Annotated in this window: 14 protein-coding genes; 1 reads left to right on the forward strand and 13 read right to left on the reverse strand. The window is 70.2% G+C overall.

What is annotated here, in order from left to right:
• Positions 1–78 precede the first annotated feature (78 nt).
• Entirely contained in the window at positions 79–1,527 is a 1,449-nt protein-coding gene (locus tag EAO79_RS07575; RefSeq protein ID WP_124768598.1) for a lipase maturation factor family protein, read from the forward strand.
• A 68-nt stretch (positions 1,528–1,595) separates the two neighbouring features.
• On the opposite strand, the gene thrC is transcribed toward EAO79_RS07575, so the two are convergent.
• The 13 genes from thrC to EAO79_RS07640 all read right to left on the reverse strand — a co-directional run bounded on the left by thrC (position 1,596) and on the right by EAO79_RS07640 (position 15,615).
• Complete coding sequence (gene thrC / locus EAO79_RS07580; RefSeq protein WP_124768599.1) at positions 1,596–3,041, reverse strand: threonine synthase; 1,446 nt, start codon at positions 3,039–3,041, stop codon at positions 1,596–1,598.
• A 92-nt stretch (positions 3,042–3,133) separates the two neighbouring features.
• Positions 3,134–4,243 (reverse strand): low specificity L-threonine aldolase, encoded by a 1,110-nt coding sequence (locus EAO79_RS07585; RefSeq protein WP_206428305.1) that lies wholly within the window; start codon positions 4,241–4,243, stop codon positions 3,134–3,136.
• Positions 4,244–4,404: 161 nt separating this feature from the next.
• Positions 4,405–4,842: a hypothetical protein gene (locus EAO79_RS07590; RefSeq protein ID WP_079704981.1), complete on the reverse strand. Its 438-nt coding sequence runs from the start codon at positions 4,840–4,842 to the stop codon at positions 4,405–4,407.
• Positions 4,839–5,990: an ABC transporter permease gene (locus EAO79_RS07595; RefSeq protein ID WP_241161013.1), complete on the reverse strand. Its 1,152-nt coding sequence runs from the start codon at positions 5,988–5,990 to the stop codon at positions 4,839–4,841. Before EAO79_RS07595 ends, EAO79_RS07590 begins: the two co-directional genes overlap by 4 nt.
• The gene (locus EAO79_RS07600; protein ID WP_124768601.1) at positions 5,987–6,871 is read right to left on the reverse strand and encodes an ABC transporter ATP-binding protein; all 885 of its coding nucleotides are present in this window, start codon (positions 6,869–6,871) and stop codon (positions 5,987–5,989) included. The genes EAO79_RS07595 and EAO79_RS07600 overlap by 4 nt, the downstream gene beginning before the upstream one ends.
• A gap of 187 nt (positions 6,872–7,058) precedes the next feature.
• On the reverse strand, positions 7,059–8,063 hold the full coding sequence (locus EAO79_RS07605; protein WP_124768602.1) for an aldo/keto reductase family protein: 1,005 nt from the start codon (positions 8,061–8,063) through the stop codon (positions 7,059–7,061).
• 63 nt (positions 8,064–8,126) lie between these two features.
• Positions 8,127–8,834, reverse strand: coding sequence for a response regulator transcription factor (locus EAO79_RS07610; RefSeq protein WP_079704983.1), 708 nt, complete (start codon positions 8,832–8,834; stop codon positions 8,127–8,129).
• A complete protein-coding gene (locus EAO79_RS07615; RefSeq protein ID WP_124768603.1) occupies positions 8,831–10,234 on the reverse strand; it encodes a sensor histidine kinase in 1,404 nt (467 codons plus the stop codon). Before EAO79_RS07615 ends, EAO79_RS07610 begins: the two co-directional genes overlap by 4 nt.
• A 134-nt stretch (positions 10,235–10,368) precedes the next feature.
• Positions 10,369–11,802, reverse strand: coding sequence for a DUF6421 family protein (locus EAO79_RS07620; protein WP_124768604.1), 1,434 nt, complete (start codon positions 11,800–11,802; stop codon positions 10,369–10,371).
• Between the two features lie 160 nt (positions 11,803–11,962).
• Positions 11,963–12,832 carry an ABC transporter permease gene (locus EAO79_RS07625; protein ID WP_124768605.1) on the reverse strand — a complete coding sequence of 290 codons (870 nt, stop codon included), beginning with the start codon at positions 12,830–12,832 and terminating at the stop codon, positions 11,963–11,965.
• A 45-nt stretch (positions 12,833–12,877) separates the two neighbouring features.
• A complete protein-coding gene (locus tag EAO79_RS07630) occupies positions 12,878–13,939 on the reverse strand; it encodes an aliphatic sulfonate ABC transporter substrate-binding protein (protein ID WP_124768606.1) in 1,062 nt (353 codons plus the stop codon).
• Positions 13,940–13,993: 54 nt separating this feature from the next.
• Positions 13,994–14,902, reverse strand: coding sequence for an ABC transporter ATP-binding protein (locus EAO79_RS07635; protein WP_124768607.1), 909 nt, complete (start codon positions 14,900–14,902; stop codon positions 13,994–13,996).
• Between the two features lie 131 nt (positions 14,903–15,033).
• Positions 15,034–15,615: a TetR/AcrR family transcriptional regulator gene (locus EAO79_RS07640; protein ID WP_071262226.1), complete on the reverse strand. Its 582-nt coding sequence runs from the start codon at positions 15,613–15,615 to the stop codon at positions 15,034–15,036.
• Positions 15,616–15,671: the final 56 nt, after the last annotated feature.

The raw sequence follows: 15,671 nt of genomic DNA on the forward strand, positions 1-15,671 counted from the left end.
GCCTGCGCGACGGATCTATCCTGTCGGCGCGGGAGCCTCGGGCCCTCCCGCCGGAGCCGAGCGGTGAGGGGGACGCGGATGACCTGGACCTGGTTCGACGCCACCGACGCCCTGCTCGCCCGGGAGGTCCTGCAACGCGGTGTCGCAGCCGTCTTCCTCGTCGCGTTCGTGTCGACGGTGAACCAGTTCCCGGCGCTGCTCGGTGAACGCGGGCTGCTCCCCGTCCCGGCGTTCCTCCGTCGAGTCCGTTTCCGGCAGTCGCCGAGCCTCTTCCACTGGCGCTACTCCGATCGGCTGCTGCTGATCGTCGCCTGGGGAGGCACCCTGGTCGCAGCCACCCTCGTCGTCGGCCTGCCGCAGCTCGGGCCGCCCTGGGTGCCGATGGTCGCCTTCCTCCTGCTGTGGGCGGGGTACCTCTCGATCGTCAACGTCGGCCAGACGTTCACCGCCTTCGGCTGGGAGACGCTGCTGCTGGAGGCGGGGTTCATCGTCGCCTTCCTCGGGTCCCGCGAGGTGCCGCCGCCCGCCCCGGTGCTGCTGTTCCTCTGCTGGCTCGTCTTCCGTCTCGAGTTCGGTGCCGGGATGATCAAGATCCGCGGCGGGCGCGAGTGGCGCGACCTGACCGCGATGGAGTTCCACCACGAGACGCAGCCCATGCCCGGCCCGTTCAGCTGGCACGCGCACCGGCTGCCCCGGTGGGCGCACCGCGTGGAGGTCGTCGGCAACCACGTGGTGCAGCTCGGGGTGCCGTGGTTCCTGTTCGCGCCACAACCGGTCGCCTCGATCGCTGCCGGTCTCATCATCCTGAGTCAGCTCTGGCTCATCGTGACGGGCAACTTCGCGTGGCTCAACTGGATCACGGTGGTCCTCGCATTCGCGGCGGTCTCCGACACCAGCCTCCGAGCCGCGCTGCCGTGGCTGCCGTCGTCGGGCGGTGCTGCGACGGACGGCTCAGGCTCGTCGCCGCCCTGGTGGACGCTGCTCGTCCTCGCCGTGACCGCGGGCCTCGTCCTCCTGAGCATCCGCCCGCTGATCAACCTGTTCTCCCGTCGCCAGCTGATGAACGCCAGCTTCAACCGCTATCACCTGGTCAACGCCTACGGCGCGTTCGGCACGGTGACGAAGGTGCGCCGCGAGCTGATCGTCGAGGGGACCGACGCCGCCGACCTGGGCGACGAGACCGGCTGGCGCGAGTACGGGTTCCGTGGGAAACCCGGTGACCCGTTGCGTCGGCCGCCGCAGTTCGCACCGTACCATCTGCGACTCGACTGGCTGCTCTGGTTCCTGGCCCTCGGTGTCCGCGACACGGCGTGGTTCGAGCGGTACCTCGAACGACTCCTGCAGGGTGACCGGGCGGCCCTCGCGCTGCTGCGCGAGAACCCGTTCCCCGACGGCCCACCGCGGTGGATCCGCGTGACCGTCTGGCGCTACCGGTTCACAACGGGCCGCGAACGCCGCGAGACGGGCGCGTGGTGGGTGCGGACGCGACTCGGCGTGCTGGTCGAACCGATGAGCCTCGGGGAGTGACGGCGCCCCTCGACAGGCTCGGGGAACGGAGTGGCTCGGGAGACGGGCGGCTCGAGCAGGCGGGCCTCTCAGCGGCCGGTGTGCTCCACGATGATCGCCTTGATGCGGTCGACGTCGGCCGGCACGATCTCGAAGCGCTGTTCGAGCCCCTCGATGCCCTCGAACGCCTCCGGTCGCTCCGGTTCCTCGCCGAGCGCCTCGCGGACGATCTCGGCGAACTTCGCCGGCAGCGCGGTCTCGAGGACGAGCATCGGGACGCCCTCGCGCAGGTGGCGGCGGGCGACCGTGACGCCGTCGGCGGTGTGCGGGTCGATCGTGACGCCGTAGCGCTCGTGCACGTCGCGGATGGTGGCGACGCGGTCGGCGTGCGTGCTGCGACCGGAGACGAAGCCGAACTCGCTGATCCGCTCGAACTCGGGCGTCCCGGAGAGGTCGAACCCGCCCTCCTCGTCGAGGGACCGGAACAGCTCACCGAGGCGGGTCGCGTCCTGACCGACGAGGTCGTAGAGGAAGCGCTCGAAGTTCGACGCCTTCGAGATGTCCATGCTCGGGCTGGAGGTGTGGTGCGTCTCGGCCGCCGAGCGCGGGCGGTACACGCCCGTGCGGAAGAACTCGTCGAGGACGTCGTTCTCGTTCGTCGCGACGACGAGCTGGTCGATCGGGAGCCCCATGGAGCGGGCGATGTGCCCGGCGCAGACGTTGCCGAAGTTGCCGGACGGCACCGAGAACGACACCTTCTGGCCCGGACCGTCGGTCGCGAGCAGCCAACCGTGCACGTAGTACACGACCTGCGCGACGACGCGGGCCCAGTTGATCGAGTTGACCGTACCGACGGCGTGGAGTGCCTTGAACGGAGCGTCCTTCGAGACGGCCTTCACGATGTCCTGGCAGTCGTCGAAGTTCCCCTCGACGGCGAGGTTCACGATGTTGTCGTCCTGGAGGCTGAACATCTGCGCGCGCTGGAAGCTACTCATGCGGCCGTGCGGGCTCAGCATGATGACCCGGATGCCGGTCTTGCCGCGCATGGCGTGCTCGGCCGCGCTCCCGGTGTCGCCGGACGTCGCGCCGAGGATGTTGAGCTCGTCGCCACTCTTCGCGAGCGTGTACTCGAAGAGGTTGCCGAGCAACTGCATCGCCATGTCCTTGAAGGCGAGCGTCGGGCCGTTCGAGAGGCCGAGGAGCTGCAGCTCGGTGCCGCCCTCCTCGCCGAGGGTGCGCAGCGGGGTGATGAGCGAGGCGTCGTCGCCGGCGCGGCCGTTCGAGTACACCTCGGCGGTGTAGGTGCGACGGGTGATGTCCTGGAGGTCGGCGGCGGGGATGTCGTCGGCGAACTTCGACAGCACGGCGAACGCGAGGTCGGCATAGGACAGCCCGCGCCACGACTCGAGCTCCTCAGCGGTCAGCTGCGGGTACTCGGCCGGGAGGTACAGGCCGCCGTCCGGGGCGAGCCCGCCGAGGAGGATGTCCGAGAAGTGCTGGGGCAGATCGTGGCCCCGCGTCGACTGATAGTGCATGACCGTCTCTCTCATCCGGTTGGAAGCCCGATCTCCAACCTTGCCATATCGGGGGTCGACGCGCAGAGGCCCGACGTCATCGTGACCGGCCGCTACGCGCGGGCGAGTTCCTCGCGGATCGCGGCGACGAACGCGTCGATGTCGTCCTCCGTGGTGTCGAACGAGCACATCCAGCGCACCTCGCCCTTCGCGGCGTCCCAGTCGTAGAAGCGGAAGCGTTCGCGCAAGCGGTCGGGGACGCCCGCTGGCAGGGTCGCGAACACCGCGTTGGCCTGGGTCGGCTGGCTGAAGCCGAGTCCCGGTGCCTCGCCGACGGCGATGAGGGCCTCGAGGGAGGTGCGGAGGCGCGCGGCCATCGCGTTCGCGTGGGTCGCGGAGCGGAGCCAGAGCCCGTCGCCACCGTCGGCCGCCGGCTCGAGCAGGGCGATGAGCTGCGCCGCACCGAAGCGCATCTTGGACGCCAGCTGCATGTTGAGCTTCCGCAGGTAGACGAGGCCCTCCGATGCCGACGGTTCGAGCACGACGATGGCCTCGCCGAACATGAGTCCGTTCTTCGTCCCACCGAAGGACAGCACGTCGACGCCGGCATCGGCGGTGAACGCGCGCAGTGGGACGCCGAGGGCTGCTGCGGCGTTGGCGATGCGGGCGCCGTCGAGGTGCAGCTTCATGCCGTGACCGTGCGCGTGGTCGGCGATCGCGCGGATCTCCTCGGGCGTGTACAGGGTGCCGAGCTCGGTGGTCTGCGTGATCGAGACGACGAGCGGCTGTGCACGGTGCTCGTCGCCCCAGCCCCACGCTTCGCGGTCGATGAGGTCGGGCGTGAGCTTGCCGTCGGGGGCGTCGACCGTCAGGAGCTTGATGCCACCGACCCGCTCCGGCGCACCGCCCTCGTCGGAGTTGATGTGCGCGGTCGACGCCGAGATGACGGCACCCCAGCGCGGGAGCATGGACTGCAGACCGACGACGTTCGCGCCGGTGCCGTTGAAGACGGGGAACACGGCGACGTCGCGGCCGAAGTGATCGGCGAAGACCTCGTGCAGCCGACGGGTGTAGTCGTCCTCGCCGTAGGCGATCTGGTGGCCGCCGTTGGCCGCCGCGAGGGCGTCGAGGATCTCGGGGTGGACGCCGGAGTAGTTGTCGGAGGCGAAGCCACGGATGCTGGTGTCATGCAGAGAGTCGGTCACTGATCCATCCTCGCGCATGCCACACGCAGCTTCCGTGCATCGCGGGCCGACTTCCTGCGTGCTCGGGTCGCCGTCGGGCATGTTCACAATTCAGGAGCGCCCGGGCGTGGCGCCCCCGCACCGTGCATGTCGGCGGGGACGCGCCGAGGCGCTCCTGAATTGTGAACCGGGAAACAGGGTCAGTCGGCGGCGTGACGTGGGCCGTCGGAGGAGGGGACGACCTCCTCGGGCACGGCGTCGATCGCGGCGTCGACGTCGGCGTGCGCACCGGGCTCCGGCTCCGCGTCCGGGGTCTCCTGCGCGAGCGCGTGCTCGTAGGCGAGCGCGTGCACGGCGATCGAGGAGGCGACGGCGGCCTGCTGCTCGTCCTCGGCGGAGGGCTGAGCCGGCTGCTCGGCCGCCAGCGCGGCGGCCTGCTCGGGCGTCAGTCGGGCGTCCTGGTCCTCTTCGTCCTCGTCCACGAGGTCGAGCACGATGGGCTCGTCGCCGTAGATGTCGCCCGCCGGATCGCCCGCGAGCGGGGCCGGCGCGGGGAGGCGCTGCTCGGCGTCGAGGAACTGCTTGGCCTCGAAGGCGCCCGGGTTGAAGACCTCGTCGATCCCGCCGAGCCCGCTCATGCCTTGAGCGCTTCCGAGAGTTTGACCCGGCCACCCATTTTCAGCAGCGAGTTCTCGTAGATCCGCGAGCCGACGAGGATGACGAGCGCCGCGGTGATCGCGAGGATCAGCAGGGACAGGATCGGCTCCCACCACTGCGCCGAGCCGACGAAGAGACGGACGGGCATGCCCACGGCTGCCGAGAACGGCACGTAGGACATGATCGTCATCACCACCGGGTTGTCGTTGAAGAAGATGACGGCGAAGTACGGGATCATGATCAGCATCGTAATCGGGGTCGTCGTCGAACCGATGTCCTCTTGACGCGAGACCAGCGATCCGGCAGCGGCGAACAGCGCGGCCAGCAGGATGAAGCCGAGCACGAAGAAGACCACGAACCAGACGACCGGGGTCCCGAGTCCGGCGAGCAGCTCCGTCTGGCCCGTCACGGTCAGTCCGATCACCGACAGCGCCGCGATCGCCAGGATCTGCCCGAACGCCAGGATGCTGTTGCCGAGCACCTTGCCTGCGAGGAGCGCCTTCACGGGGATGGCGGACATGAGGATCTCGACGACGCGGGTCTGCTTCTCCTCGACGACGCTCTGCGCGATCGACGCCCCGAAGGTGGTGGCGGAGACGAAGAACACGAGACCGAACCCGAGCGACACGATGTAGAGCAGGAAGCCCGCGGAGCCGTCCGCGTCGGGATCGAGGATGGTGACCTGCGGCTGCGCGCTCAGCTGCATGATGAGCGTGCTGGAGGCCTCGGAGTCGAAGATGACCTGGACACCCGTGGGGTTGTCGTCGGTGGCCGGTGCGATCGCCGCCTCCACACCACCCGACTTCACCAGGGCTTCAGCTGCGGCGACGTCGGCCGCCTCGGTCACGTCGAAGGTCTTGCCGTCGACGAGTCCCGCACCCGCGTTCCCGACGACCGCGATCTTCGTGGTCTCCGAGGCGGTGTTCTTCGCGAGGAACCCGCCGACGACGATGCCGGCGAGGATCACGAGGAGCAGGATGCCTGTCGAGATGAGGAACGTCTTGCTGCGCAGACGCATCTTGACCTCGCGCTCGGCGACGAGACCGATGCTCTGCACGAGGCTGGGGGAGGCCGGGCCGGAGCGACGACGACCGGCGGGCTGGATCGGGGACTCGGTTGCCGTGGTCACTGGATGACCTCCTTGAAGATCTGGGCGAGGGTGGGGCGGAGGGGGGCGAAGCTCGTGACGTCACCGTGGGTCAGTGCCTCACGGAGCACGGCCTGCGCCGCCTGGGCGTCGTCGGCGTCGAAGAGGGCGTAGCCACCGTCGAAGTCGACGACGGAGATCCCCGCACGCTCGCGCAGCCAGCCGGTGTCGGCCGCGGTGAGCAGCTCGTAGCGGTTGCCGGCGTGGGCTTCACGGAGCGACTCGCGCGAGCCGGAGGCGCGGATCCTGCCACCGGCGATGATCACGAGGTCGTCGCAGAGGCGTTCCACGATGTCGAGCTGGTGACTGGAGAACAGGACGGGGGAGCCGTCTGCGGCGAACTCGCTGAGCACGCCGACGACCACGTCGACGGCCATCGGGTCGAGGCCCGAGAACGGCTCGTCGAGGACGAGGACGTCGGGGTCGTGCACGAGCGCCGCGGCGATCTGCGCCCGCTGCTGGTTGCCGAGCGACAGGCTCTCGAGGGCGTCGTTCCGGCGCTCGCCGAGGCCGAGACGCTCGAGCAGCTCGCCGGCGTTGCGCTTGGCGGCGTGGGTCGTGAACCCGTGGAGGCGGGCCAGGTAGACGAGCTGTTCCTCGACCCGCATCTTCGGGTAGAGGCCGCGCTCCTCCGGCATGTAGCCGAACCGGCGGCGGTCCTCCGGGGTGAGCGGGGTGCCGTCGAGGGTGACGGTTCCGGCGTTCGCGGCGAGGACACCGAGCAGGATGCGCATCGTCGTCGTCTTGCCGGCGCCGTTCCCGCCGACGAACCCGGTCATGCGGCCGGGCGCGACCTGGAAGCTCACGTCGTCGAGCACCTTCCGCTCGCCGTACGACTTGTCGATGTGGCTGAGTTCGAGCATCGGCCGCCTCCTGTGATCTGCGTGCTGGACCGAGTGTCCTGCGTCGGGTTCTCCCGGTATGGCGATCACGCTACGCGGCGCGGTGTGCCACCGGCATCCGCCGTAGGACGGGTTGACGCGACGACGCCCGGTCCCCTTCTCCGTCGAGTGGGGGATACCGGGCGTCGTGGACCAGCCGAGCGCTGGATCAGGCGGGGCGGGACTCCGGGGAGACCGTCTTCGAGGGGTCGGTCTCGGCGACGGAGCCGATGGCCTCGTCGATGCGGACGATGACCGCGTCGTCGAGCTTCACACCGGCCGCGGCGGCGTTCGCGGTGACCTGCTCGGGACGCGAGGCCCCGACGATCGCACCGGCGATGTTGTCGTTGTGCAGCACCCAGGCGAGCGCCAGCTGCGCCATGGTGAGGTCGAGCTCGTCGGCGATGGGCTTCAGCTGCTGGACGGCCGTCAGCACCTCGTCGTCGAGGAAGCGCTTGATGGTGTCGGCGCCGCCCTTCTCGTCGGTGGCCCGGCTGCCCTGCGGGAGCTCTGCGCCCGGCAGGTACTTGCCGCTGAGGACGCCCTGCGCCACCGGCGACCAGACGATCTGGGAGATGCCGAGTTCGCGCGAGGTCGGGACGACCTCCTCCTCGATGACCCGCCACAGCATCGAGTACTGCGGCTGGTTCGAGATGAGCTGGAAGCCCAGCTCCTTGGACAGGGCATGGCCGGCGCGCAGCTGCTCGGCGTTCCACTCGCTCACGCCGATGTAGAGCGCCTTGCCCGCCCGGACGACGTCGGCGAAGGCCTGCATCGTCTCCTCGAGGGGCGTCTCGCTGTCGTAGCGGTGGGCCTGGTACAGGTCGACGTAGTCGGTGCCGAGACGCGTGAGCGAACCGTCGATCGACTCCATGATGTGCTTGCGCGACAGCCCGACGTCGTTGTGCCCCTTCGGGCCGGTGGGCCAGTAGACCTTGGTGAAGATCTCCAGGCTCGCGCGTCGTTCGTCCTTGAGGGCGTCGCCGAGCACCTGCTCAGCCGCCGTGTTCGCGTAGGCGTCGGCCGTGTCGAAGGTGGTGATGCCGGCGTCGAGGGCGGCGCGAACGCTCGCCGTGGCGACGTCGTTCTCCACCTGCGAGGCGTGGGTCAGCCAGTTGCCGAAGATGATCTCTGAGATCTTGAGTCCGCTGTTGCCGAGGTATCGAAATTCCATGGTCGTCACGCTACTCCTCGCATCCGACCGACCGACGGGGTTGCGCGGAGACGGAGCGAACCCTCAGCTGCGCGGCGACGCCAGCCCGTGCTCGTAGGTGTAGATGACCGCCTGGATGCGATCACGGAGGGCGAGCTTCTGCAGGACCTTCGAGACGTGCGACTTCACGGTCGCCTCGCCGACGAAGAGCGTGGTCGCGATCTCCTGGTTGGACAGGCCCTGGGCGACCAGCTGCAGGACCTCGCGCTCGCGCTCCGTCAGCTGCTCATAGTCGGCGCCGGTCGTCGGCCCGGCCGGGACGGCGGGGTCCTGCGCGGCGTCCTCGACGACGGGGCTCTGACGGGTGAACCCCTCGATGACCCGGCGCGTGACCGCCGGGGAGAGGAGCGCTTCCCCGCCCGCGACCACCGAGACCGCCGCGACGAGTTCCTCCGGCGAGGAGTTCTTCAGGAGGAACCCGCTCGCGCCGGCACGGAGCGCCTCGGCCAGGTAGTCGTCGCGGTCGAAGGTGGTGAGGATGAGGACGGCGGCGTTGGTGTCCGGATCCGCGACGATCCGACGGGTGGCCTCGAGGCCGTCCATGCCCGGCATCTGGACGTCCATGCAGATCACGTCCGGCGCGAGCGTCGTCGCGAGCGCGACGGCCTCGGCACCGTCCGACGCCTCACCGACGATCTCGATCCCGGGCTGTGAGCCCAGGATGATGCGGAAGCCCGCACGCAGCAGCTCCTGGTCGTCGACGAGGAGGATGCGGGTGGGCTGCTCGGTCATGCCTGGTCCTTCGTGGTGGTGGTCTGGGGTCGTCCTGCGGCGGCGGAGGCGAGGCGGGCGTCGGCGATGGACGCGGCGACGGGCTCCATCGCCTGGTCGCCCGGCCGGCCGAGCGGGATGGCGGCCCGCACGAGGAAGCCGCCGCGGGCGCGTGCCCCGACCTCGAGGACGCCACCGGACGACGCCACGCGCTCCCGCATCCCGATGAGCCCGAGCCCGCCGCGTCGGGCCACCGTCGGGACGGTCCCCGTGTTCGTGACCTCGAGTTCGACCGCGTCGTCCAGATAGCGGAGCCTGAGTTCGGCCGTCGCCGTGGTACCGCCGTACTTGCGGGCGTTCGTGAGCGCCTCCTGCGCGATCCGGTACAGGTTGAACGAGACGACGGCCGGGATCGCGACCGGTGTCCCCACGAGTTCGAACCTCGTCGGCAGCCCGTTCGCCGTCGACTCGTCGGCGAGCCGACCCAGCTGGCCGACGCCGACGGTCGACGGGCTGCTCTCCTCGTCGGTCGGTTCGCCGTGCGCGCGGAGGGTGCCGAGCATCTTGCGCAGCTCGTCGATCGCGCTCCGAGCGCCGAGCTCGACGTTCGTGAGTGCATCCCGCGCGGCGGCCGGGTCCGCATCGAGCACGGTGCGCGCGGCGCCGGCCTGGACCCCCATGACCGAGACGTGGTGGGCGACGACGTCGTGCAGCTCGCGCGCGATCCTCACCCGCTCGAGGGCGACCGCCTGCCGGGCGGACCGGGCGCGCTCCGCCTCGAGCTCGGCCGTGCGCTGCTCGAGCGCCGCCCGCTCACGGGAGGACTGGTACACGCGCTCGCCGAAGAAGTACGCGGCTCCGAAGTAGAGGATGTTCGTCAGGATCTGGATGAGGAGGAACGCGACGAGGGGCGAGAACACCCCCACCCGGGAGAGGCTGGGCAAGGCGTCGGGGTCGGTCGCCTGGATGAACATGGAGACGAGCAGCCAGACGAACATCGCGACGATGATGAGCACGCGGACGAGCGCAGCTCGGCGTCGGTTCGGGACCCACGCCCCGACCGTGTAGATCGCGAGGAACAGGGCGATGTTCGTGAAGAGGACCTCGGGTACGAGCACCGTGCCGCCCACGATGAACATGACGGCGACGATGACGGCCACCGAGCACGGGAAGCGGCGACGGAACGCGAGCGGCGCGGTGATGCCGATCGCCCAGAGGACGGACGCCCACATCGGTGCGGGCTCGGGGTAGAACCCGGCGATCGTGTACAGCGTCAGGCTGAGGAGGGTGCCGACGCCGAGCGCGATGGCGAGGATGATGTCGGATCGCTGTTCCGACGGCGTCGCGGCCGGACGCCGCCACTCGGCGTCGTAGGGGTCGACCGGGCGTTCCTCCTGCTGGTCGACGGCGGGCTCGCTCATGCCGTCCACGCTAGCGCGACGCCCCGCCTGGGACATCCGTCGAGCGACGGAGCGCGGCGGTCCGGCGTTCGAACAAGAGCCCGGAGCGGCACTCAGGAGAGTGCTGCTCCGGGCTCCTCCGCGGCACGGTCGGGTCAGGCCGCGGATCGCCCCGTGATCCCGGCGGTCGACGTGATGACGTCCGCCATCTTCTTGCCGAGCGCCTCATAGAACATCGACAGGGGGAACTCGTCGTCGAGGACCGCGTCGGTGAGCCCGCGCGGCGGTCCGCTCAGGATCTCGTCGGACAGCCCACGCGCCCACTGCGACGCGGGGTGCGGCGTCAGCGTCGTCCGGACGAGCTCGTACGCGGCGAGCCAGTGCGCGGTCTTCGGACGGTCGATCGATCGCCAGTACAGCTCGTCGATGCTCTCACCGAGCCGCACGACCACGTCGGGCACCTCGTCCCAGTCGATCGTGAGCCTGGTGTCGGTCCAGTGCAGCACGCCGTGCTGGTGCATCCACGCGAACAGCAGCTGGCCGCCGACGCCGTCGTAGTTCCGGACGCGTGAGCCGGTGATGGCGAACCGGAAGATGCGGTCGAAGATGATCGCGTACTGGACGAGCTTCGCGTGCTCGAGGATCGCCACGTCCGCCGCGTCGAGCGTCTCGGTCTCCGCGCGGGTCGTCAGCGCGCGCTCCAGCCGGACCGATTCGCGGAACGCCGTGAGGTCGCAGCGCAGCTCCTCGAGCGAGTACAGGAAGAACGGCATCCGCTGCTTGATCATGAACGGGTCGAACGGGAGGTCACCACGCATGTGCGTGCGGTCGTGGATGAGGTCCCACATGACGAAGGTCTCCTCGGCCAGCTGCTGGTCGTCCAGGAGGGACGCGGCGTCGGCCGGGAGCTCGAGCTTGGTGATCTCGGAAGCGGCTCGGACGACCCGACGGTACCGGGCCGCCTCGCGGTCCTGGAAGATCGCGCCCCAGGTGAACGCCGGGATCGCGCGCATCGCGACCGTCTCGGGGAAGAGGACCGCTGAGTTCGTGTCGTAACCCGGCGTGAAGTCGAGGAAGCGGATCGGCACGAAGAGCGCGTTCGTGTAGTCGCCGGCCTCGAGCGCGGCGATGAACTCGGGCCAGATGACCTCGACGAGCACGGCCTCGATGTGGCGGTCGGTCGAACCGTTCTGCGTGACCATCGGGAACACGACGAGGTGTCCCAGGCCGTCCACGCGATGCCGCTCGGGGTGGAAGGCGACGAGCGAGTCGAGGAAGTCCGGGACGCCGAAGCCGTCGCGCTCCCAGCGGTCGAAGTCGGCGACGAGGGCGTCGAGGTACTCGGCGTCGTGCGGGAAGTTCGGAGCGAGGGTGCGGACGCTCGCGACGATCGTGGCGACGTGCCCTGCCGCCGACTCGTGGTCGCTCGCCTCGGGGATCGAGCCGTCCTTCACCTGGACGGCCTGCAGCGCAGTCGCGGCGGCCTTGAGGTCCGTCCAGGCCGGGTGCCCGACGAGTGCGGCGGCGTCTTCGACGACCTCCGGCTCTCCGACGATGCTCTTCGTGTGGGTGGTGGCGACGTTCGACATGGTGAACCTCCTTCCGCGTGCGCAGGCGTCGCCCGGGGTGGGTGACGATTCCTTCGAGCGTAGGGGCGGAGGGGGTGCGGATTTCTTGCGTCAGGAGCGACTTCGCTGCAACATTCGGCCGTTCGCGCTGGGGAACTGCACGGTCGGCCTCGGCGGGCCGCTACCCCCAGCGGCGCTTGATCCAGCGGTCGAGGACACCGACGAGCGCATCGGTGATCGCGCCGAGCAGCGCGAGCACGATGATGACGAAGAAGATGCGGTCGACCCGGCCGTTGTTCTGCGAGTCCACCAGGCGGAATCCGAGTCCCATGGACGAGGCGATGAGCTCCGCCGCCACGAGGAACAGCCACGACTGCGCCAGCGCGAGCCGGAGGCCGGAGACGACCGAGGGCGTCACGGCGGGCAGCTGCACCGTCCGGAACAACGCGACACCGTTCAGCCCGAAGGCGCGGCCGGCCTCGACCAGGTGCTTGTCGACGTGGCGGAGCGCGGCGGAGACCGTCGTGTACACCGGGAAGAACGCGCCGATCGCGATGAGCGTGATCTTCGACTCCTCACCGATCTTCAGCCAGAGGATGAGCAGCGGTACCCACGCGAGCGACGGGACGGCGCGGATCGCCGCGAAGGTCGTCGACAGCAGGATGTCGCCGAGGCGCGAGAGCCCCACGACCGCGCCGAGGACGAGACCGAGCACGGCACCGATGAGGAACCCGATGAGCACGCGCTGCACCGAGATGGCGACGTCCTGCTGCAGCCAGCCGCGCTGCGCGAGATCGACGCCGGCCGCCCAGACCTCGGCGGGTGCCGGGAGTTGCGAGGCCGGGACGAGGCCGAACGCGGTGACGAGCTGCCAGGCCCCGAGGATGACGACGGGGACGAGGAAGCCGCCGAGGACGACGACGATCCTGCGGGACCCGAGGACGGCGCGCGCTTCGCGGCCGGACTGGGTCGCCTGGGCACCCGCGAGGCCTGCGGTCGGGGTGCCGAGTCCGGGTTGGTCGCTCACGGGTTCCTCTCGGGACGGGGTCATGGGCCCTTCGACAGGCTCAGGGACCGAGGTTGGGAAGGTGCCGGACTACTTCGTGCCGATGGCGGACGGGTCCGCGTCGTCCACGAAGCTCGGGTTGAAGAGGTCGGCCAGGGCGTCGTCGACCTTGTCCTGCGACGACACGTCGCCGGACTCCACGAAGATCGGGCCGATGATCGACAGGACCTGCTCCTGCGCCTTGCCCGGGGCCGGGTCGACGTCGAGGTTCGAGCGCTCCGTGATCACCTTCGTCGCCACGGCGAGGTCGAGGCCAGCGGCGTCCGCGAGGATCTGCGCCGTCTCGTCGGGGTTCGACGCAGCCCATTCACGAGCGTGCTCATAGGCGTTCACGACGGTCTGCGCGACGTCCGGACGCTCGTCGATGAAGGACTCGGTCGCGGCCAGGATGCCGTAGCTGTTGAAGTCGACGTTGCGGTAGATGAGCTTCGCGCCCGCCTCCTCGGCGCCGGCCATGATCGGGTCGAGACCGGCCCAAGCGTCGACGGAGCCGTTCTGCAGGGCCGCCCAGCCGTCGGCATGCTGGAGGTTCTCGATCGTGACGTCGGAGGCGGACAGGCCGGCCTCCTCCAGTGCCTGCAGGAGGAAGAAGTAGGGGTCGGTGCCCTTCGTCGCGGCGACCTTCTTGCCCTTGAGTTCGGCGACGTCCGTGATCGTCGAGCCCTGGCCGACGACGATCGCCGACCACTCGGGCTGCGAGAAGACGTCGATCGCCTGGATGGCCGATCCGTTCGCCCGGTTCAGGAGCGCGGCGGACCCGGCGGTGGACCCGACGTCGATCGCGTCGGCCCGCAGCGCCTCGTTCGCCTTGTTGGAGCCGGCCGACTGGACCCAGTTGACGGTGATGTCCTGGTCGTCGAGTGCGTCCTCGAGCCAGCCCTGGTCCTTGATGATGAGGGAGAGCGGGTTGTAGGTCGCGAAGTCGATGTTGAGCGTGCCGCCCTCGGTGGTGCCGGCGGTGCTGTCGCCGCCGGCCGCAGGAGCGTTCTCGCCCGCGACGCAGCCGCTGAGGAGGAGTGCTGCGGCGGCGGTCGCGGCGACGAGGGCCACGCGCCCGGCGCGGGAGGTGGTGAAGCGGCGTCGTGAGGTCATGCGTTGGTCCTTGCTGTGGATCGGTGCGGGATGACGGCGGAGGTGGTGGGTGGCTCAGTACGGGAAGTGCGGGATGGACGGCAGCCGTTGGTCGCCGCGGGCGAGACCGTGGCGGTCGATGCCGAGTCCGTCGAGGAGGCGGCCGCGCAGTTCGGCGAGCTCTGCTGACCCGCGGTCGCGCGGGCGGTTGCCGGGGACGGTCACGGTCTGCGCGATGGTCGAACCGGGCTGTCCCTCCTCGCGACCCAGGAGGATGACCCGGTCGGCGAGCTGGAGGGCCTCGTCGACGTCGTGCGTCACGAGCAGGATGGTGGTGGGCGCGGCGAGGTGGATGGCGAGCAGCAGGTCCTGCATCTTCAGCCGGGTGAGGGCGTCGAGGGCGCCGAACGGCTCGTCGAGGAGCAGGACGCCCGGCCGGCGGGCGAGGGCCCTGGCGAGTGAGGCGCGTTGCGCCATGCCGCCGGAGACCTCCCGTGGGCGGTGCTCGGCGAAGTCCGCGAGCCCGACGAGTTCGAGCAGCTCGGCGACGCGGGCACGTCCATCGGCTGCGGGTGTCCGCTTGGGCAGACCGAGTGCGACGTTCGCCGCGATGGTGCGCCAGGGGAGGAGTCGAGGCTCCTGGAAGCCGAAGGCCGTGCGCGGGTCGATGCCGGCGACGGGTGTACCGTCGATGAGCACGGAGCCGGCGGTCGGGTGGTCGAGACCGGCCGCGATCCGCAGCAGGGTGGACTTGCCGCAGCCGCTCGTGCCGAGGATCGCCACGACCTCGCCGGCCTCGGCGGTGATCGTGACGTCGCGCAGCACGGGCCGCGGGGCGTCGGCGCGTTTGCCGGCACCGCTCGCGAAGGTGCGGCCGACCCCGGCGAACGCGACCGTGGAGGCACGATCCGCCGAGCCGACGGGGACGGCGTCGCGGGTGACCGGCGAGCTCGCGGCGAGCGGGCTTGGGGCAGCGTTCGTCATGGGTCTCGGGCTCCAGGGGTGGGGTGCCCGCCATGCTACGCGAGGGTGATGCACCGCTCTCGGCCGCCGAAACAGAGCGTCACATTGGCGTCCGCCGGAGACATCCGGAGGGTTCCGGTGTTATGCGTCCACTACCAGCTGCCGACCTGCGTGAGGGCGACGTCGAGGATGGCGACGGCCTCCTCCCGGTTGACCCGGGCGAGCAGCAGCGCGCTGACCGACAACGAGGTGAGCTGCCGCGCGGCCGCGGCGAGTTCGTCCGCGTCCGCCTCGGGACGGGCGAGGGCGAGGGCGTCCGAGACCGCGGTGGTGAGCTCGGCCCGGTAGCCGTCGACGACCTCGCGCAGTGCATCGTCGTGGGCCGCGAGGCCGGCCGCGCTGTTGAGGAGGAGGCAACCGCGGCGGGGTGAGTCGTCGGGCAGGGTCGCGATGACCGTCTGCACGCCGGAGAAGTAGGTGGTGAGCCCGGCTCTGCCGTCCGTCGCCCGCGCGAGGACCGAGAGGCGCGGTCGGATGACGGTGTCGAGGTAGTCCTGCACGGCGGCGTCGAACAGTCCGCGCTTGCTGTCGAAGGCGTGGTAGAGGCTCGACCGCCGCAGGCCGGTGGCCGCTTCGAGGTCGGCGAGCGAGGTCGCCTCGTACCCGCGGTCCCAGAAGACGTCGCGCGCCGCCTGGACGACGGCGACGGTGTCGAACTCCTGCGTGCGTCCCATGGGTGCCTCCTCCTCGCTCGGCATCCGTGTGACGGGGTTGTGGACCGAGCGTTCTA

The organism is Plantibacter sp. PA-3-X8 (assembly GCF_003856975.1).
GTDB classification, from domain to species: domain Bacteria; phylum Actinomycetota; class Actinomycetes; order Actinomycetales; family Microbacteriaceae; genus Plantibacter; species Plantibacter auratus.

Excerpts from the sequence above, each read along its gene's own strand:
- EAO79_RS07590 (WP_079704981.1), bottom strand. The coding sequence starts at position 4,842 with ATGAGCGGGCTCGGCGGGATCGACGAGGTCTTCAACCCGGGCGCCTTC.
- EAO79_RS07615 (WP_124768603.1), bottom strand. The coding sequence starts at position 10,234 with ATGAGCGAGCCCGCCGTCGACCAGCAGGAGGAACGCCCGGTCGACCCC.
- EAO79_RS07620 (WP_124768604.1), bottom strand. The coding sequence starts at position 11,802 with ATGTCGAACGTCGCCACCACCCACACGAAGAGCATCGTCGGAGAGCCG.
- EAO79_RS07635 (WP_124768607.1), bottom strand. The coding sequence starts at position 14,902 with ATGACGAACGCTGCCCCAAGCCCGCTCGCCGCGAGCTCGCCGGTCACC.
- thrC (WP_124768599.1), bottom strand. The coding sequence starts at position 3,041 with ATGCACTATCAGTCGACGCGGGGCCACGATCTGCCCCAGCACTTCTCG.
- EAO79_RS07630 (WP_124768606.1), bottom strand. The coding sequence starts at position 13,939 with ATGACCTCACGACGCCGCTTCACCACCTCCCGCGCCGGGCGCGTGGCC.
- EAO79_RS07585 (WP_206428305.1), bottom strand. The coding sequence starts at position 4,243 with ATGCGCGAGGATGGATCAGTGACCGACTCTCTGCATGACACCAGCATC.
- EAO79_RS07625 (WP_124768605.1), bottom strand. The coding sequence starts at position 12,832 with ATGACCCCGTCCCGAGAGGAACCCGTGAGCGACCAACCCGGACTCGGC.
- EAO79_RS07605 (WP_124768602.1), bottom strand. The coding sequence starts at position 8,063 with ATGGAATTTCGATACCTCGGCAACAGCGGACTCAAGATCTCAGAGATC.
- EAO79_RS07640 (WP_071262226.1), bottom strand. The coding sequence starts at position 15,615 with ATGGGACGCACGCAGGAGTTCGACACCGTCGCCGTCGTCCAGGCGGCG.
- EAO79_RS07600 (WP_124768601.1), bottom strand. The coding sequence starts at position 6,871 with ATGCTCGAACTCAGCCACATCGACAAGTCGTACGGCGAGCGGAAGGTG.
- EAO79_RS07610 (WP_079704983.1), bottom strand. The coding sequence starts at position 8,834 with ATGACCGAGCAGCCCACCCGCATCCTCCTCGTCGACGACCAGGAGCTG.
- EAO79_RS07575 (WP_124768598.1), top strand. The coding sequence starts at position 79 with ATGACCTGGACCTGGTTCGACGCCACCGACGCCCTGCTCGCCCGGGAG.